The sequence below is a fragment of the Streptomyces sp. NPDC029138 genome, from assembly GCF_055564375.1.
In genome coordinates this window covers 112007-130273 of sequence record NZ_JBVHWM010000008.1, presented here as the reverse complement: position 1 = coordinate 130273, position 18267 = coordinate 112007, and the positions used below count along the sequence as shown (strand labels likewise).

Sequence of the window (18267 nt, the reverse complement as noted above, 5' to 3'; positions counted from 1 at the left end):
GGAGGTCGCCGTGCCGGGGGCGTAACCGGAGGCGACCCGGGGCCGTAACACGTACGACGCACGCTGGGTGGCATGGAGAACACCTCGACGCCCACCCACTGCCCGTACTGCGCCCTGCAGTGCGGGATGAACATCACGCCCCTGCCCCAGGGGGGCGTCGAGGTCACCGAGCGCGCGGACTTCCCCGTGAACCGGGGCGCGCTGTGCGGCAAGGGCCGTACGGCGGCCGAGGTGCTGTCGCCCGCGGTACGGCTGACCGCGCCGCTGGTGCGGGAGGGGGGCCGGCTGGTGGAGGCGAGCTGGCCGGAGGCGCTGGACCGGATCGCCGAGCGGCTCGGGGCGACACGGGAGCGGTACGGCGCCGACGCGCTCGGGGTGTTCGGCGGGGGCGGGCTGACCAACGAGAAGGCGTACACGCTCGGCAAGTTCGCCCGGGTGGTGCTGGGCACCTCGCAGATCGACTACAACGGCCGGTTCTGCATGTCGTCGGCGGCCGCGGCCGGTACGAAGGCGTTCGGTCTCGACCGGGGGCTGCCGTTCCCGCTGGAGGACATTCCGAGGACCGGGTGTGTGATCCTCGTCGGGTCCAACCTGGCCGAGACCATGCCGCCGTCGCTGCGGTTCTTCACGGAGCTGCGGGAGAACGGCGGCACGCTGATCGTCGTCGACCCGCGCCGGACGCGGACCGCCGAGCAGGCCGACCTGCACCTCGCGCCCCGGCCCGGCACCGATCTCGCCCTCGCCCTGGGCCTGTTGCACCTCGTGGTGGCCGAGGGGCGCACGGACGAGGAGTACATCCGGGAGCGGACCACCGGGTGGGAGGAGGCCCGGGCCGCGGCGATGGCGCACTGGCCGGAGTACGTGGAGCGGATCACCGGGGTGCCGGTGCCGCGACTGCGCGAGGCGGTACGGATGTTCTGCGCGCCGGAGGCGGCGATGGTGCTCACCGCGCGCGGGCCGGAGCAGCAGTCCAAGGGCACGGACACGGTGGGCGCCTGGATCAACCTGTGCCTGGCGACCGGCCGTCCGGGCCGCCCCTTCTCCGGGTACGGCTGTCTGACCGGGCAGGGCAACGGGCAGGGCGGACGCGAACACGGTCAGAAGGCGGACCAGTTGCCCGGCTACCGCAAGCTGGACGACCCGGCGGCGCGGCGGCATGTGGCGGGGGTGTGGGGGGTGGACCCGGACAGCCTGCCGGGTCCCGGGCGCAGCGCGTACGAACTCCTCGACGCCCTCGGTACGGATATCCGGGCGCTGCTGCTGATGGGCTCCAACCCGGTGGTGTCCGCCCCGCGCGCGGCCCACGTCGAGCAGCGGCTGCGCTCACTGGACTTCCTCGCGGTGGCCGACGTCGTCCTCTCCGAGACGGCGGAGCTGGCGGACGTCGTGCTGCCGGTGACCCAGTGGGCGGAGGAGACGGGCACGACGACCAGCCTGGAGGGCCGCGTGCTGCTGCGCCGCCAGGCCGTCACTCCCCCGCCCGGCGTCCACAGCGATCTGTACGTCCTCCATGAGCTGGCCGAGCGCCTCGGGGTGGAGAAGGGCTTCCCGACCGACCCGGAGGAGATCTTCGAGGAACTCCGCCGCGCGAGCGCCGGCGGCCCGGCGGACTACTCCGGCATCACCTACCGCCGCCTGACCGAGCAGAACGGCGTCTTCTGGCCGTGCCCGGAGGGTTCCGGTGAGACCGGCGGTTCAACTGGGACCGGAAGTTCTGGTGAGACCGGGGGTACTGGCGTGGCCGACGGCGAGGACACGGCCCTGGACACGCTGCCCGACGACCCGGCGGCGGACACCGACATCGCTCGCGACACCCTGCCCGCCCACCCCACCGCCGCCGCCGGCACCCCCCTCGGCGCGACCGCAGCCGACGCCGGCACGCTCCCCGGCGGCGCCCCCGTGGCCGGCGTCGGACCGGCCGGTGCGCACCCCGGCACGCCGCGCCTCTTCCTCGACCGTTTCGCCACCCCCGACGGCCGGGCCCGGTTCGTGCCCGTGGTGCACCGGGCCACGGCCGAGGAGCCGGATGCCGAGTATCCGCTGTTGCTGACCACCGGACGCGTGGTGTCGCAGTACCAGTCGGGGGCGCAGACCCGGCGGGTGGCGGAGTTGAACGCGGCGGCTCCCGGCCCGTTCGTGGAGCTGCACCCACGGCTCGCGGCCCGGCTGGGCGCGGCCGACGGCGACCCGGTGGCGGTGGTGTCCCGGCGCGGCCGGGCCGTCGCGCCGGCGCGGATCACCACTGCCATCCGGCCGGACACCGTCTTCATGCCCTTCCACTGGCCGGGCGAGGGCCGCGCCAACACGCTCACCAACCCGGCCCTGGACCCGACCTCCCGGATGCCCGAGTTCAAGTCGTGCGCGGTGCGGGTGGAGGTCCTGGGCCCAGCGGACTAGCAGGATTCGGTCCGCCGGACCCGGCACACGCGGCGGGGCTCGCATAGGTTCGGGGTATGTCCGACACCGACCTGCCCGAGCAGAGCGAGCCGTACGACCTCGACGCCTATCTCGACCGCATCGGCTGGAAGGGCGAGCGGCGGGCCGACCTGGCCACCCTGCGCGGGGTGCATCTGGCGCACGCGCTGTCGCTGCCCTTCGAGAACCTGGACCCGGTGCGGGGCACGGCCCCCTCCCTCGCGCCCGCCGACCTGATGGCCAAGATGATCCACGGCCGGCGCGGCGGCTACTGCTATGAGCACAACATTCTGCTCCGGCTGGCGCTGGAGGCGCTCGGTTTCCGGGTGACCCCGCTGGCCGGCCGGGTCGTGGTGGGCGCGGCGACGCCGGAGAGCCGGCCCCGGACACACGCGATGCTCCGGGTCGAGGTGGCGGGCGAGCCGCTGCCGTATCTGGCGGACGTCGGCTTCGGGGCGCTCGGCGCGCTGCTGCTGCCGGTGCCGCTGGTGACCGGCACCGAGTTCGAGGGCGCCGGTCGACGGCACCGGCTGGTGCGGCTGCCGCACGACGGGCCGCTGGAGCTGTGGGAGTTGCAGGCCCACGACCCCGAGGGCGGCCCCGGCGAAGGGGCCTGGGCCGGTCAGTACGCGTTCACCCAGGAGCCGTTCGCGGCGCCCGACTTCGAGGTGTTCAACTGGTTCGTCGGCACCCACCCGCGGTCCCCGTTCACCCGCCGTCCCTATCTTCAGCGCACCACCGCCGATCGCCATCTCGCCCTGGACGGTGCCCGGTTCACCGAGACGCGCGCCGACGGCACGGTGACCGGGCGCACGCTGACCGAGGAGGCGGAGGCGCGGCGCCTGGTGGCGGAGGAGTTCGGCATCGAGGTGCCCGAGGGGTTCACCCTGCTGCGCTGACTCAGCGGCGGGAGAGCCAGTCGCCGTCCGCGATGCGGGTGCCGGTGGCGCGCAGCCGGGCGGCGACGGGCGGGGCGGCCAGGTAGACCCAGGCGCGGACGGTGCCGCCGGCGGTGCGTACGACGTCCCGGGCGAGGCGTTCGTAGAGGTTGCGGGCGTCGCCCGGCGCGTACTCCTCCAGCCGGTCCAGTGCGGCCAGCAGCTCCTCGTACGCCTCGGGCCGGGCGGTCACCAGTTCCCCGCGCACGGTTCCGCCGGGCTCCTCGACGGCGTAGGGGTAGCCGGGGCCGTCGTACAGCACGGCACCGGTGAGGCGGGCCGGTTCCTCGGCGAGCGTGCGACCGCGCAGGAAGAGGTCGTGGTTGGCCTCGCCGGGGCGGAGCGTGCCGTAGACGAAGAAGGGCAGGGGGCGGGGGTCCTCGGCGATCACGGAAACGATTCTGGACCCTCGCCGGCTCCCCACACATCCGTCTGAAGATCCATGAACGCGCTATGGACATGACATGTCATGGCCTCTTAAATCTCGGTGACACGTCAGCGCCACCCCCACACCCAGCCTGGCGCCTCCCCGAGGAGACAGATGAGCCGGATACGGCAGCACGTCCGAGGAACCCGCCGCACAGCCACCGCCGGTGTCGCCCTGACCACCGCGACCCTGCTGGCCGTCACCCTCTCCCCCGCCGCCCACGCCGACGCCGGACCGACCCGGGCCAGCGCGATCGAGAACGCGGCCTCGGCCCTCCTGGCCCACGCGACGGCCCTGGGCCTGACCGCTCCCCAGGACACCAGCGTCCGGGACGTGGTCGTGGACAAGGACGGCACCCAGCACGTCCGCTACGACCGCACCTACCACCGACTCCCCGTCATTGGTGGTGACTTCGTCGTCCACCTCGCCCCCGACGGTGCCTACCGCAGCACCGACCGCGCCACCCGGCAGGCGATCTCCGTGCCCTCCGTCACCCCGCGGGTCTCCGGCCCCAAGGCCGCCGGTCTCGCGGTGAACGCCCTGCGCGCGGCCAACCCCGGCACGACGCTGAAGCAGGCCAAGGCCAAGCCCGTGCTGGTGGTCGACGCCCTGCACGGCACCCCGAAGCTGGCCTGGCGCACCGACGCGGTCGGCCTGGACTCGCTCGGCAACCCCGTCGCCCGGACCGTGCTGACCGACGCGCGCACCGGCGCGCAGATCGACGCCTGGGACAGCATCGAGACGGCCACCGGCGACGGCAAGGCGCTCTACAGCGGCACGGTGCCGCTGGAGACCACCCAGTCGGGGACGTCGTACCAGCTCAAGGACCCGACGCGGGGCAACACCTACACCGGTGACGCCGAGAACAAGTCCGACCTGTGCATCTTCGGCATCTGCTTCAGCCGGGCCCCCGCGACCCTGTTCACGGACGCCGACAACCACTGGGGCTCGGGCGCCACCGCGGACCGCGCCTCGGCCGCCGTCGACGCCCAGTACGGCACCGACGAGACCTGGGACTACTACAAGAACATCCACGGCCGCAGCGGCATCGCGGGCGACGGCAAGGGCTCGTACAACCGCGTCCACTACGGCAGCAACTACAACAACGCCTTCTGGGACGACAGTTGCTTCTGCATGACGTACGGCGACGGTGACGGCACCACCTTCGGGCCGCTGGTCGCCCTCGACGTCGCCGGGCACGAGATGACCCACGGCGTGACGTCCAAGACCGCCGCGCTGACCTACTCGGGCGAGTCCGGCGGACTGAACGAGGCCACCTCCGACATCCTCGGCACGATGGTCGAGTGGTACGCGAACAACTCCTCCGACACCGGTGACTACCTCATCGGCGAGAAGATCGTGAAGCCCGGCTTCGGCAAGGCGGCCCTGCGCTTCATGGACAAGCCGTCCAAGGACGGGAGTTCGGCGGACTACTGGAGTTCGTCGGTCGGGAACCTGGACGTCCACTACTCCTCGGGCGTCGCCAACCACTTCGCCTACCTGCTCGCCGAGGGCAGCGGCGCGAAGACCGTCAACGGCGTCAACTACGACTCCCCGACGTACAACGGCTCGACGGTCACCGGCATCGGCCGGGAGAAGGTCGGCAAGATCTGGTACCGGGCGCTGACGGTCTACATGACCTCCTCGACCAACTACGCGGGAGCGCGCACGGCCACCCTCAACGCGGCCAAGGACCTCTACGGCGCGGGCAGCACCGAGTACAACGCGGTGGCCGCCGCCTGGAGCGCGGTCAACGTCAACTGAACCGACGCGGCCTCCACGGCCGGCCGCCCCCGTCGCCGGATGTCCCGGCTGTCCCGGCTGACGGCGACGGGGTGCGGCCGGCGGGTGGGGGCCAATCGTGTGCTCTTCGCCCCCGGCCCCTCACACGGCCCTGACCTGCTGGAACACGCTCCGGCTAGGCCGTGTGGGGGGCCGTTCGCGCCACCCGTTCACCGCATTCCCGGCGCCGCCTCGGGAAGCGGATCCCCGCGACTGCGACTTACCTCGGTAGGGCAGGGGCGCACCCCTGGACGAGTCGGACAAGCTCTGGGGAGCACCATGCGACGCACTGCCCGTCTGCTGGCCGGTACCGCGCTCGCCGTGGCCGCCGCGGCGCCCGCCCACGCGGCCGGAACCGGCCGTCTGGACCTGTACCCGGCGACCGTGGCACCAGGTGGCCAGGTCACGGTGAACACGGCCGCGTGCGGGGACACGGGGGCCGCGACCGGGGACGCCGGCGCGGTCGGTGCCGGAACGTTCATGCTGGCGCCCACCACGCACGAGGGCGAGGCGATCGGACAGTTCCGGGTGCCGCCGAGCGCGCAGCCGGGGACGTACGAGATCGTCGCCCGGTGCGCCGAGGGCGACCGGCAGGTGGCGGGCGACCTGGTGGTCGCGTTGAGCGCGGCACACGAGCAGGTGCTGCCGCGAGGAAGCGTGAAGACGGGGGTCGGCGGCGGACTCGGCCCCGACCCCGTGCAGACCGCGGCGGGCGTGGCGGCACTGGCCGTCGCCGCCGCGGGCGGTACCTGGCTCCTGCATCGCCGGGCGAGAGGCGACGGGATCTGACGGACACCCTCCGCTGTCCGTCCGCCGGTACCGCACACCCCGCCCCCTCCGGGTCCGACGCCCCTCGCGGCCCGGAGGGGGAAGGGGCTTGTGGGGTCCGCCCCCGGGAGAGGGGATTGGTATGCGCAAGGCCGCCGGGAACCGCGGGACCGCTCGGAGCGCCAGGGCCGCCCGGCTCGGCGACACCGTCATAGCCGCCGTCACCGTCGTGGCCCTCGGCTCGGGCGTGTGGCTGCTGGGCGGCGGCACCGGCCCGCACACCCCACCGCAGCCGGCCGCCGCCGAGGGCCGCCCCGACCCGGGCGGCGCGCGGGTCGCGGCACCCGGCCTCGCGCCGTCCCCGCCGCTCCGCATCCGCATCCCCGCGATCCGGGTGAACGCGCCCCTCATGGGCCTGGCCCTCACCCGCTCCGGCAGCCTGGACGCGCCGCCCGCCAAGGAGAAGAACCTGGCCGGCTGGTACGAGGCCGGCACCACCCCCGGCGAGACGGGCACCGCGATCGTCGCCGGCCATGTCGACAACACCGAGGGCCCCGCCGTCTTCTACGACCTCGGCGCGCTGAAGCGGGGCGCCCGCATCGAAGTGGACCGCCGGGACGGCACCGTGGCCGTGTTCACCGTGGACGCGGTGGAGGTGTACTCGGCGCACGCCTTCCCCGACGAGAAGGTGTACGGCGCCGCCCCCCGCCCCGAACTCCGCGTCATCACCTGCGGCGGGGGCTACTCGAAGGCCACCGGCTACCAGGGCAACGTGGTCGTGTTCGCCCACCTGACGGCAAGCCGCTGACGGCACCCGCCGAGACTCAGCACCGCGCCAGGCTCACGCCCAGGACGTGCTTCTTCCCGCCCCGTTCCTCCAGCTGATGCGCGACCGCCTGGCAGCCGGCCACGCCACGGAGGACACCACCGGCCCGGTGGACCTCCTGCGCACCCGCCGACCGCCGGGCCCCAGCCCAGGGCCCCAACGGTCCGAGCCCCGCCCCAAGCCCCCGCCCCGGCCTCACCGTGCCGCCCCGGGCCCCGCAGGTCCCTCACATCCGGGGTGTCGCCTCGCTGAGGGCAGCGTTCCTCCCGGGAAACAGGAGTGATGCTGCCGGGTAACGTCGGGGCCGCACGCTCGGGACATGACCTCGAATACGCGTGTGGTGGTGATCGGCGCCGGCCTCGCGGGCGTACGGCTCGCCCGGCGGCTCGGCGAGCTGGGCACGCCCGCGCTGCTCGTCGGCGAGGAGGAGCACGCGCCGTACAACCGGGTGCTGCTGGCCGAGGTACTGGCCGGCCGGTACGCCCCGGAGGTGATCACCCTCCCGCCGCCCGCCGGCCTGCTGCGCACCCGGGTCACCGGCATCGACCGTGCCGCCCGGACGGTCGCCTGCGCCGACGGTACGTCGATCGCATACGACAGGCTGGTGCTGGCCACCGGCTCCAACGCGGTGCTGCCCCCGCTGCGCGGCCTGTTCACCCCCGACCGCCAACTACCGGAGGGCGTCCACGCGTTCCGCACCATGGACGACTGCCTGGGCCTCGCCAAGGCCGTACGCCCGGGCGTGCGGGCGGTCGTCATCGGCGGCGGGCTGCTCGGCGTCTCCGCGGCCCGCGCCCTCGCCGTACGCGGCGCCCAGGTGGTGCTCGCGCAGCAGGCCGAGCGGCTCATGGAGCGCCAGCTCGACCCGGACGCCTCCCGGCTGGTGCTGCGGCACCTGACCGAGCTGGGCGTCGAGGTGCACACCGAGTGCCGGGTGCGGGACGTGCGCTGCGTCGCCGGCGCGGTCCGCTCGGTGGAGATGGCCGACGGGTACGCGCTCGACGCCGACCTCGTCGTCCTGGCCTGCGGGGTACGGCCCCGCACGGGTCTCGCCGAGCAGGCGGGCCTCGCCGTCCACAAGGGCGTCCTCGTGGACGACGAGCTGCGCACCTCCGACCCGCACATCCACGCCGTCGGCGACTGCGCCCAGCACGACGGCACGGTCTACGGCCTGGCCGCCCCGGCGCTCGAACAGGCCGACGCGCTCGCCGAGCTGCTGGCAGGTGACGCCCGTGCCCGCTACACCGGCACCCGCTCCCTGACCCGGCTGACCCTCACCGGTCCCGACTCCCCCTTCGACCTCGCCGCGTTCGGCGAGACAGAACCCCGCCCCGGCGACGACGTCGTGCGGATCGCCGACGCCACCCGGGGCACCTACCGCAAGGTCGTCGTCCGCGACGACCGCCTGGTCGGCGGGGTCCTCGTCGGCGAACTCGGCACCGTCGGCGCGCTCGCCCGCGCCTGGGAGGGAGCGGAGCCGCTCCCCGACGACGGCCCCCTGCTCCACCTGCTCACCAACGATGGAGGCTCCTGAATGACCGCCACCCTGGGGGCCACCCCCACGATCGTGCTCGTCGGCCACGGCATGGTCGGCCAGCGCTTCCTCGAAGCGCTCGCCGAGCGCGGCCTGACCGCCACGCACCGCGTGGTCGTACTGTGCGAGGAGCCGCGTCCGGCGTACGACCGCGTCCAGCTGACCTCGTACTTCTCCGGCAGGACGCCCGAGGACCTCTCCATGACCGACATGGAGTTCATCAAGGACCACGGCATCGAGCTGCACATCGGCGACCCGGCGGAGACGATCGACCGCGAGGCGCGCACGGTGACCGCCCGCTCGGGTCTGGTCGTGGACTACGACGTCCTGGTCCTGGCCACCGGCTCCTACCCGTTCGTGCCGCCGGTGCCGAACAAGGACGCCACCGGCTGTTTCGTGTACCGGACCATCGAGGACCTGCTGGCGATCGAGGAGTACGCGAAGACCCGGGCGACGACGGGTGCCGTGGTCGGCGGCGGTCTGCTCGGCCTGGAGGCCGCCGGCGCGCTCAAGGGGCTCGGACTCAACGCGCACATCGTGGAGTTCGCGCCGCGCCTGATGCCGGTGCAGGTCGACGACGGCGGTGGCGCGGCCCTGCTGCGGACCATCGAGGACATGGGCCTGACCGTCCACACCGGTGTGGGCACCCAGGAGATCGTGACGGACGACTCCGGTGCCGTCACCGGCATGAGGCTGTCGGACGGTTCCGAACTCGCCGCGGACATGGTGGTGTTCAGCGCCGGTGTCCGTCCCCGCGACCAGCTGGCCCGCGACTGCGGCCTCGACGTCGGCGAGCGCGGCGGCATCGCGGTGGACGAGCAGTGCCGGACCGTCTCCGACCCGCATGTGTTCGCGATCGGCGAGTGCGCGCTGGCCGCCGACGGCCGGGTCTACGGCCTGGTGGCGCCGGGCTACGAGCAGGCCGAGACGGCCGCCGCGACCATCGCCGCGGACGAGGCCTCGTTCACCGGCGCCGACCTGTCCACCAAGCTGAAGCTGCTCGGCGTGGATGTCGCCTCCTTCGGCGACGCGCACGGCACCACCGAGGACTGCCTGGACGTCGTCTACTCCGACTCGCGCGCGGGCCTGTACAAGAAGCTGGTCATCGGCGCGGACGGCACGCTGCTCGGCGGCATCCTGGTCGGTGACGCGGACGCGTACGGCACCCTGCGCGCGCTCACCGGCTCGGTGCCGCCCATCTCCCCCGAGTCGCTCGTCCTGCCCGCCGGAGCGGGCTCGGGGGCCCAGCTCGGCCCGTCCGCGCTGCCGGACGAGGCGGTCATCTGCTCCTGCCACAACGTCAGCAAGGGCACGATCCGCGGCGCGGTCACCGAGCACAACTGCACGACCGTGCCCGAGGTGAAGAAGTGCACCAAGGCCGGCACCGGCTGCGGCAGTTGCGTCAAGGTGCTGGGCCAGCTGGTCACCGCCGAGCTGGAGGCGTCCGGCGTCGAGGTCGACAAGGGCCTGTGCGCCTGCTTCGCGCAGACCCGCGAGGAGCTGTACGAGATCGTCCTGGCCCTGCGTATCACGTCGTACCAGGAGCTGCTGGACCGCTACGGCCGCGAGGGCGCCCGGGGCGGTGACGGCTGCGAGGTGTGCAAGCCGGCGGTCGGCTCGATCATCGCGTCCCTCGCCCCGACGATCGGCGCGAGCGGCTATGTCCTGGACGGCGAGCAGGCCGCGCTCCAGGACACCAACGACCACTTCCTCGCCAACCTCCAGAAGAACGGCTCGTACTCGGTGGTCCCGCGCATTCCCGGCGGGGAGATCGCGCCCGAGAAGCTGATCGTCATCGGCGAGATCGCCCGGGACTTCGGCCTCTACACGAAGATCACCGGCGGCCAGCGGATCGACATGTTCGGCGCCCGCGTCGAGCAACTGCCGCTGATCTGGGCGAGGCTGGTGGACGCCGGCTTCGAGTCCGGTCACGCCTACGGCAAGTCGCTGCGCACGGTGAAGTCCTGCGTCGGCTCCACCTGGTGCCGGTACGGCGTGCAGGACTCGGTCCGCATGGCGATCGACCTGGAGCTGCGCTACCGGGGCCTGCGGTCCCCGCACAAGCTGAAGTCGGCGGTGTCCGGGTGCGCCCGCGAGTGCGCGGAGGCCCAGTCCAAGGACTTCGGGGTGATCGCCACCTCGAACGGCTGGAACCTGTACGTCGGCGGCAACGGCGGGGCCACCCCGCGCCACGCCGACCTGCTGGCCCAGGACCTGTCCGACGCCGAACTGGTCCGGCTGATCGACCGGTTCCTGATGTTCTACATCCGCACCGCCGACCGTCTGGAGCGCACCAGCACCTGGCTGGAGCGCATCCCGGGGGGCCTGGAGCACGTACGGGACGTGGTGGTGCACGACTCGCTCGGCATCTGCGACGAGCTGGAGAAGCTGATGCGGGCGCATGTCGCGCACTACCGCGACGAGTGGGCGGAGACCGTGAACGACCCCGAGAAGCTGGCCCGGTTCGTGTCCTTCGTGAACGCGCCGGACACCCCGGACCCGGTCGTCTCCTTCGTCCCCGAGCGCGACCAGATCAAGCCCGACCTGCCGCTGCTGAACATCGGCCTGCGGCCCGCCGACGACGTCCTGGAAGGAAGCGCCCAGCGATGACCCTGGCAGTTGAGACGACCGACCTGAAGGTCCAGCTCCAGCTCGCGGACGGCTGGTTCACGGTCTGCGACCTGAGCCTGCTGGTCCCGGGCCGCGGAGTGGCGGCCCTGCTGCCGGACGGCCGCCAGGTGGCCCTCTTCCGCGACCGCGCGGACCGGCTGTACGCCGTCGACAACCGGGACCCCTTCACCGGCGCGGCCGTCCTCTCCCGCGGCCTGACCGGCACCCACCAGGGCCGCCCGTTCGTCGCGTCCCCGCTGCTGAAGCAGCGCTTCGACCTGGTCACCGGGCAGTGCCTGGACGACGAGTCGGTACGGGTGACCGCGTACGAGGTGCGGGCGCTGTAGCGGTGATGTGACAGGGCGTACGGACCGGGCCGCGGGCTTCGGCTCAGGTCAGGTCCGTACTCAGCACGACCCGGCGCCCCCGCAGCTCCCCCTTCTCCATCCGCGCGTGCGCCTCGGCGGCGGCGCTCAGCGGGAGCACCTCGACGTTCCGGGGGCGCAGCAGACCCTGCCCCAGCAGGTCGTTGACGGCGGTCGCGGCGGCGGCGAGTTCGACGGTCGTCGCGTGCGAGATGGCGAAGCCCACGACGGAGTTGCCATTCATGTACAGCGGCCCGGCGGGCAGCACGGGCCGGGTGCCGGCGCCGGCCAGCAGCACCACCCGGCCACGGCGGGCGAGCAGACCGACCGAGGTCTCCAGGTCGTTGACGCCCGCAGTGTCCACGTACACGTCGACGCCCGCCGGCGCCGCCCTGCGGATCGTCCCGGTCAGCTCCGGGTCCCGGTAGTCGAACACCTCGGCCGCGCCGGACTCGGCGCAGTACCCGGCGTCCCGTGCGCCGGCCGTGGCGAGGACCCGGGCCCCCGCCCGCGCCGCGAACGTCACCAGGGCACTGCCGACATGGCCCGCGCCGCCCGCGACCAGCACGGTCTCGCCGAAGCGGAGGCGGCCGTGGACGAACAGGGCGAGATACGCGGTGGCGGCCGGATGCAGCGCCGCCACGGCGAGGTCCGGATCGACGCCGTCGGGCAAGGGGTAGAGCCGGTCGGCCGCCACCACCGCCTGCTCGGCGGCCGCGCCCTGCCGCCCCTCGTGCCCGAGGCTGTCGCACCACACGCGGTCCCCGGCCCGGAAGCCGGTCACGCCGGGTCCCGTCTCCGCGACCGTACCCACCAGGTCACGGCCGATGACGAACGGGAAGTCCACGGCCGTACGGAACACCCCCGACCGGACGAAGGCGTCCACCGGGTCCACGGCGGTGGCGAGCACGTCCACCAGGACGTCGGTCGGGCCGGGCCGGGGCGGGGGCAGCTCGCCGTACCGGATGACGTCCGGGGAACCCAGCTCCTGGATGTACGCGGCACGCATGGCATCCCATGCTGCCACCGGGGGCCGGAACGCGCGCGGGCGCCGTTTCCCACCACCGTTTCTTGACCGATCGGTTTCGATAACCCTACGCTGCGCACATGGCCAGGACCAAGGAATTCGACCCCGACGCAGCCCTCCAGTCGGCCCTGGAGCTGTTCTGGCGGCGGGGTTACGAGGCGACGTCGATGGCCGACCTGGTCGCGCACCTGGGCATCGGCAAGGCGAGTCTGTACGCCACCTTCGGCAGCAAGCACGAGCTGTATCTGCGGGCGCTGGACCGGTACGGGCAGGCGCAGGACCCGGTGCTGACGCGTGAGCTGTCCCAACCCGGCCCGGTGCTGCCGGCCGTGCGCGGGCTGGTCCGGCGGTTCGCCGCCGAGGCCGCCTCCGAGGCGACCCGGGAGCAGGGCTGCCTGGTCACCAACACGGCGGTCGAACTGGCCCCGCACGACCGGGAGGCCGCCCGCCGGGTGGAGCACAGCTGGGACACCGTCGAGACCCTGCTGCACTCCGCCCTCGTCCGCGCCCAGGCGCAGGGTGAGCTGGCCGGCGACCGCGATCCACTGGCCCTCGCGCGCATGACGCTGGTCCTGCTCCAGGGCCTGCGGGTGGTCGGCAAGGCCTCGGCCGACCCGGCCCGGGTCCGGGACGCGGCGGAGCAGGCCCTGGCACTGCTGGACTGACACCGCACCGTCGCGGGTCCGGCCGCTTTTCCGGGACTTTAGATTGAACCGATCGTTCAAGTAAAGGGAACCTCACCATGACGCACCGCTTCTCCGGCCGGACCGCTCTCGTCACCGGCGCCGGCTCCGGCATCGGCCGCGGGGTGGCCCTCGCCCTCGCCCGGGAGGGCGCCCAGGTCGTCGTCGCCGGCCGGCGCCGGGACCCGCTGGACGAGACCGTGGCGCTGATCGAGACCGAGGGCGGCAAGGGGCTCGCCGTCACCGCCGACGTCTCCCGCGCCGACGACCTGCGGGCCCTGGTGGACGCGGCCGTGGACCGGTTCGGCTCCCTGGACGTGGCGGTGAACAACGCCGGTGTCCTTCAGGGCCGGGGGCGGTCCGTGGGCGACCTGGCCGAGGAGGACTGGCGCCGGATGCTCGACGTCAACGTCACCGGTGTCTTCCTCGCCCTCCAGGCCGAGATCGCGCGGATGCGCACCCAGCCGAACGGCGGCGCGATCGTCAACATCGCCTCCCGGATCGGCGTGCACAGCCGGCTGCCCGGCACCGCCGGCTACGCCGTCAGCAAGGCGGCCGTCTCCGTCCTCACCCGCGCCGCCGCCCTGGACCACATCGCCGACGGCGTGCGCATCAACGCCGTCAGCCCGGGCCCCACCGCCACGGAGATGTCGTTCCGGGACGGGGAGACCGAGGCCGGCCGGGCCGCGCGCATGCGCTCCGAGGTGCCGCTCGGCCGGGTCTCCACCGTCGAGGAGGTGGCCGCCGCCGTGCTGTACCTGGCCTCCGACGACGCGGCCTCGGTGGTCGGCACCGACCTGGTGATCGACGGTGGCTCCACGGCCTGAGCCCGGCTCGCGTCAGTCGATCCCGGACCGCTCCACCCCGGCCACGATCCACCGCTGGAAGCACAGGAACACCAGCAGCAACGGCAGGATCGACACGGCGGCCGCGACGAACAACTCGTGCAGCCGCACGACCTGGGCGGTGGTGAACGAGGACAGCGCGACCTGCACCGTCCAGGCGCTCTGGTCCTGCCCGATCACCAGCGGCCACAGGAAGGAGTTCCACGCGCCGAGGAACACGATGGTCCCGACGGCCGCGAACACCGGACGGGTGCTCGGTACGACGACGAGCCAGTACGTCCGCCAGTACCCGAGCCCGTCCACCTGCGCCGCGTCCTCCAACTCCCTGGGGAAACCGAGGAAGTACTGCCGGAAGACGAAGCAGGCGAAGGCCGGGAACAGGGTCGGGACGATCAGCCCGCGCAGCGTGGAGATCCAGCCCAGCGACGACACCAGCACGAAGCTGGGCACGAAGGTGACGGCCGCCGGAACCAGCAGGGTGCCGAGGATGCCGTAGAAGACCTTGTTCGCGTGACGGTAGGGGACGCGGGCGAGGCCGTAGCCCGCGAGGGAGGCGAGGAGCAGGGTGCCGAGGGTGGTGGCGACGGCGATCAGCGCGGAGTTGAGCAGGGAGCGCGCGAAGGGCACGGACGGATCGCCGAACAGCTCACCGACGTTCCCCCACCGCACCGTTCGGGGGAAGAAGGTCCACTCGGGAGAGGTGATGTCCTTCTCGCCGGCCAGCCCGTTGCGCACGAGCAGGTAGAAGGGGATCAGGAAGAGCAGGGCGAGCGCGATCAGCAGCACCAGCCGCAGCGCCCGCCCGGCCCGCACCAGGGCGTCATCCATCGCCGTCCGTCCTCCCGAGCCGCAGCCAGCGCGCCTGCCCCACCGTGACGACGGCGATGACCAGCGCGAGGATCACCGCGCCCGCGCTGCCGAGCCCGAGGTTCTGCCCCTGCCCGAGTGCGGTGTAGTAGAGATAGACCAACGGCGGCCGGGCGTACGGCGGATAGCCCCGGGCGTCGGACAGCAGGTTGTAGAACTCGTCGAAGGCCTGGAAGGCGTTGATGACGAGCAGCAGCACCACCGCGACCGAGGTGGCCCGCAGCTGGGGCAGGGTGATGTGCCGCAGCACCGTCCAGCCGGGCCGGGCCCCGTCCACGGCCGCCGCCTCGTACAGCACCGGGTCGATCCGCTGGAGCCCGGCGAGGAACAGGATCATGTAGAACCCGGCCTGGAGCCACAGCCGTACGGTCACGATCACCAGCCAGTACCAGGGCGGATCGGGTGTCGACAGCCAGGCGACCGGGTCGGCGCCGAACCACCCCAGCACCGTGTTCGCCAGCCCGAACCGCACCCCGTTGAAGAGCGACATCTTCCAGATGAGCGCGGCCACGACATAACTGCACGCGGCCGGCAGGAAGAACACGGACCGGAAGAAGGCCCGGGCCCGCCGGACCCGGTTGACCATGAGGGCGAGGGAGAGGGAGAACAGGTAGGTGACGGGCACGATGAAGGCGGTGAAGACGAGAAAGGTCTTCAGGCTGTCCACGAACGCGCGGTCCCGCAGCATCGCCGTGTAGTTGTCCAGCCCGACGAAGTGCGTGGGCGTGACGGTGTTGTGCGCGTCGAAGAAGCTGAGCGCCACGCTCCACAGCAGCGGGACGTACGTGAACAGCGCGAGCCCGAGCGCGAACGGCCCGACGAACACCCAGAACCAGAGCGCCCCGCGCCGCCTCACGAGGTCTTCTTCACACGGTCGAGTTCGGCCGCCACCTTCCGTACGACGGCCCGCAGTTCCCGCTCCGGACCGGCCCCGTTCTTGATGATCCGGCTGAGCGCGTCCTGGTAGGCGCTCTGGGCGGCCGGGGTCCACAGCAGCGGCTGGGCGTAGCCGTGGTCGGTGGTGAAGCGAACGGCGTCGGCGGCGGGACCGTCCTTGAGCGCGGTGGCCTTCTCGACGAGGGAGATCCGGGCGGGAAGGTGAAGCCCGTAGGACAGCGCGAAGTCCTCCTGGTAATCGGTGCGTTCGACCCAGAGCCACTTCACGTACTCCTTGGCCGGCTCCTTGTGCCGGCTGCGGGCGCTGACGGCGGCGCCGTACGCCCCGACCGGCACGGAAGGCCGCCCGTGACTGCCGTCCCCCGGAAAGGGCAGCACCCCGAAATCGTCACCGAGTTCCTCGCGGATCCGCGGCAGCGCCCACAGCCCGGTCCACTGCATCGCGGTCAGCCCCTGCACGAAGGCGGACGGGTCGGACCAGTCACTGGGAGCGCCCAGCAGCAGGGACTTGTCGGCGTACAGCCGGTGCAGCTTGCCGAGGGTGCGGGCGGCGGCGGGGTCGTCGAAGCCGACCTCGCCGTCGTCGGTGACCAGCTGGAGTCCGGCCGCGTACAGGGGAGTTCCCCCGAGCACCCCCGCTCCCCCGTCGTTGCCCAGGAAGAGCCCCTTCACCCTGCCGCTGGTGAGCCGGTGCGCGGCGTCGACCAGGGCGTCGAGGGTGGCGGGCGGCTCGACACCGGCGTCCTTCAGCAGGCTCTTGCGGTAGTACAGCATCTGCATGTCGACGACCTGCGGAATGCCGTAGATCCGCCCCTCGTGGGTCTTCGGTGTGAGCACGGCCGGATGGAAGTCGTCCTTCACCTGCGCCACCAGCTCGGTGAGGTCGAGCACCTGCCCGCCCCGGATCTGGTCGAGGGTGGGCCCGTTGACCTCGAAGACATCGGGCCCGGAGTCGGTGAGCAGCGCGGCGGCGGTCTGCTGGTCGTAGTTCCCCGGCCGCCACTGCACCGAGACCCGCGCCTTCTTGAAGGCGGCTGCGTACCGCTGAACGGCCCGCTCGGTGCCGGGCTCGCCGTACTGGTGGTACCACTGCGTCAGCTCCGGCCCCGAACCGCCGCCGCCCCGGCCGGTGTTGGACCCACAGGCGGTGAGCAGCCCGGCGCCCACACCCGCGGCCAGCAGATCTCTGCGCCTGATCGTCATCGTGTGCCCCCTGACGTCCGTCATCGATGCACGGCCCAACGATCAACCATGCGCCTCGATTACGAAAGGCGAGTTGCGGCCGTGTGTCAGAGCGGGTTGAGGCGCGCCTTGAGAAGGCAGAACTCATTTCCCTCGGGGTCGGCGAGAACGTGCCACTGCTCCTCGCCGGTCTGGCCGATGTCGGCCGGGCGCGCCCCGAGCTTCAGGAGGCGTTCGAGTTCGGCGTCCTGATCGCGGTCGGTGGCGTTGACGTCGATGTGCAGCCGGGACTTCCCCGGCTCCGGCTCGTCCCTGCGGCTGAGGATGATCGTCGGCTGCGGGCCGCCGAACCCTTCGCGCGGCCCGATCTCGATGCAGTCGTCCCCTTCGCGATCGAGCACGACGAAGTCCAGAACCTCGCACCAGAACCGCGCCAGCACCTCGGGGTCGCGGCAACCGAGCACGAGTTCACTGATACGACATGCCATGCCCGAGACGGTACCGGGCGCGGCGAGCGGGTGCGAAGGGTTTTGGGGTCCTCGTCAGTCCAGGATCGTGGCGATGCCGCGGCGGCGAAGGTCGGCCAGCCCGTTCAGCATGGCCTCGATCTGCTCGGGGGTGTGCCCGACCCAGTCCTTCAGCTCCGACACGACGCGCACGGGCTCGCGTGTGCGATAGGAGCGGGTGGGGTTGCCCGGGAATTTCCTGTCGGTGACGTTGGGATCGTCCTCCAGATCGCCCGTCGGCTCCACCACGTAGATCCGGCCCGGTCCGTCGCCGGCCGCGAGTTCGGCACCCCAGGCGGCGGCATCCAGGGTCTCGGACACGTAGACGTGTCGGGACGTGCGCCCTTCCTCGAAGTTGGAGGCGTGGCCGGGGATCAGCAGATCCCCCGGCAGCAGGTCCGCCTTCGTACCGTGCAGGTAGGTTCCCGCCTCGTACACCTGGAAGGGGACAGGGGCGCTGGTCATGGGCTGCTCCTTCGTCCTGGGCTCGGCACAACAGGGAACCACAGCAGCAGAGGGGCGACACCCCCCGCACGGGATGTCGCCCCTCCTCTTTCGTGCGCCGGGGCCGCCGTCGATCGGTGAGGGTCGGGGA

General features: G+C 72.6%; 17 protein-coding genes. 10 read left to right on the top strand and 7 right to left on the bottom strand.

The features are described from left to right. Window positions 1–72 precede the first annotated feature (72 nt). Window positions 73–2397: a molybdopterin oxidoreductase family protein gene (locus ACZ4WH_RS10890; protein WP_468178871.1), complete on the top strand. Its 2325-nt coding sequence runs from the start codon at window positions 73–75 to the stop codon at window positions 2395–2397. 56 nt (window positions 2398–2453) lie between these two features. Then, complete coding sequence (locus ACZ4WH_RS10885) at window positions 2454–3314, top strand: arylamine N-acetyltransferase family protein (protein WP_468178869.1); 861 nt, start codon at window positions 2454–2456, stop codon at window positions 3312–3314. A 1-nt stretch (window position 3315) separates the two neighbouring features. Here the strand turns inward: ACZ4WH_RS10885 and ACZ4WH_RS10880 are convergent, their stop codons facing one another. Beyond that, window positions 3316–3744 carry a gamma-glutamylcyclotransferase family protein gene (locus ACZ4WH_RS10880; RefSeq protein WP_468178867.1) on the bottom strand — a complete coding sequence of 143 codons (429 nt, stop codon included), beginning with the start codon at window positions 3742–3744 and terminating at the stop codon, window positions 3316–3318. A 150-nt stretch (window positions 3745–3894) separates the two neighbouring features. On the opposite strand from ACZ4WH_RS10880, the gene ACZ4WH_RS10875 reads away from it, so the two are divergent. From ACZ4WH_RS10875 to nirD, 6 genes are all read left to right on the top strand, one after another. Beyond that, window positions 3895–5544 carry a M4 family metallopeptidase gene (locus tag ACZ4WH_RS10875; protein ID WP_468178865.1) on the top strand — a complete coding sequence of 550 codons (1650 nt, stop codon included), beginning with the start codon at window positions 3895–3897 and terminating at the stop codon, window positions 5542–5544. Between the two features lie 297 nt (window positions 5545–5841). Further along, window positions 5842–6351: a hypothetical protein gene (locus ACZ4WH_RS10870; protein WP_468178863.1), complete on the top strand. Its 510-nt coding sequence runs from the start codon at window positions 5842–5844 to the stop codon at window positions 6349–6351. A 121-nt stretch (window positions 6352–6472) separates the two neighbouring features. Further along, window positions 6473–7138, top strand: coding sequence for a class F sortase (locus ACZ4WH_RS10865; protein ID WP_468178861.1), 666 nt, complete (start codon window positions 6473–6475; stop codon window positions 7136–7138). A 337-nt stretch (window positions 7139–7475) separates the two neighbouring features. Then, window positions 7476–8690: an NAD(P)/FAD-dependent oxidoreductase gene (locus ACZ4WH_RS10860; RefSeq protein WP_468178859.1), complete on the top strand. Its 1215-nt coding sequence runs from the start codon at window positions 7476–7478 to the stop codon at window positions 8688–8690. Continuing rightward, the gene (nirB, locus tag ACZ4WH_RS10855; RefSeq protein ID WP_468178857.1) at window positions 8691–11300 is read left to right on the top strand and encodes a nitrite reductase large subunit NirB; all 2610 of its coding nucleotides are present in this window, start codon (window positions 8691–8693) and stop codon (window positions 11298–11300) included. Next, window positions 11297–11647, top strand: coding sequence for a nitrite reductase small subunit NirD (gene nirD / locus ACZ4WH_RS10850; RefSeq protein WP_356122131.1), 351 nt, complete (start codon window positions 11297–11299; stop codon window positions 11645–11647). The genes nirB and nirD overlap by 4 nt, the downstream gene beginning before the upstream one ends. A 43-nt stretch (window positions 11648–11690) precedes the next feature. On the opposite strand, the gene ACZ4WH_RS10845 is transcribed toward nirD, so the two are convergent. Further along, window positions 11691–12674 carry an NADPH:quinone reductase gene (locus ACZ4WH_RS10845; RefSeq protein WP_468178854.1) on the bottom strand — a complete coding sequence of 328 codons (984 nt, stop codon included), beginning with the start codon at window positions 12672–12674 and terminating at the stop codon, window positions 11691–11693. Between the two features lie 98 nt (window positions 12675–12772). Here ACZ4WH_RS10845 and ACZ4WH_RS10840 point away from each other — a divergent pair, with 98 nt between their 5' ends. Continuing rightward, window positions 12773–13357: a TetR/AcrR family transcriptional regulator gene (locus ACZ4WH_RS10840; protein ID WP_468178852.1), complete on the top strand. Its 585-nt coding sequence runs from the start codon at window positions 12773–12775 to the stop codon at window positions 13355–13357. Window positions 13358–13434: 77 nt separating this feature from the next. Further along, window positions 13435–14202: an SDR family NAD(P)-dependent oxidoreductase gene (locus tag ACZ4WH_RS10835; RefSeq protein WP_468178850.1), complete on the top strand. Its 768-nt coding sequence runs from the start codon at window positions 13435–13437 to the stop codon at window positions 14200–14202. Between the two features lie 12 nt (window positions 14203–14214). Here the strand turns inward: ACZ4WH_RS10835 and ACZ4WH_RS10830 are convergent, their stop codons facing one another. The 5 genes from ACZ4WH_RS10830 to arr form a co-directional block, all read right to left on the bottom strand. Further along, window positions 14215–15048 carry a carbohydrate ABC transporter permease gene (locus ACZ4WH_RS10830; RefSeq protein WP_468178848.1) on the bottom strand — a complete coding sequence of 278 codons (834 nt, stop codon included), beginning with the start codon at window positions 15046–15048 and terminating at the stop codon, window positions 14215–14217. Continuing rightward, complete coding sequence (locus ACZ4WH_RS10825; RefSeq protein ID WP_468178846.1) at window positions 15041–15943, bottom strand: carbohydrate ABC transporter permease; 903 nt, start codon at window positions 15941–15943, stop codon at window positions 15041–15043. Before ACZ4WH_RS10825 ends, ACZ4WH_RS10830 begins: the two co-directional genes overlap by 8 nt. Continuing rightward, window positions 15940–17187: an ABC transporter substrate-binding protein gene (locus tag ACZ4WH_RS10820; protein ID WP_468178844.1), complete on the bottom strand. Its 1248-nt coding sequence runs from the start codon at window positions 17185–17187 to the stop codon at window positions 15940–15942. The genes ACZ4WH_RS10825 and ACZ4WH_RS10820 overlap by 4 nt, the downstream gene beginning before the upstream one ends. Window positions 17188–17273: 86 nt before the next feature. After that, window positions 17274–17654, bottom strand: coding sequence for a VOC family protein (locus tag ACZ4WH_RS10815; RefSeq protein ID WP_111004697.1), 381 nt, complete (start codon window positions 17652–17654; stop codon window positions 17274–17276). 54 nt (window positions 17655–17708) lie between these two features. Then, window positions 17709–18137 (bottom strand): NAD(+)--rifampin ADP-ribosyltransferase, encoded by a 429-nt coding sequence (arr, locus tag ACZ4WH_RS10810; RefSeq protein ID WP_468178842.1) that lies wholly within the window; start codon window positions 18135–18137, stop codon window positions 17709–17711. Window positions 18138–18267 lie beyond the last annotated feature (130 nt).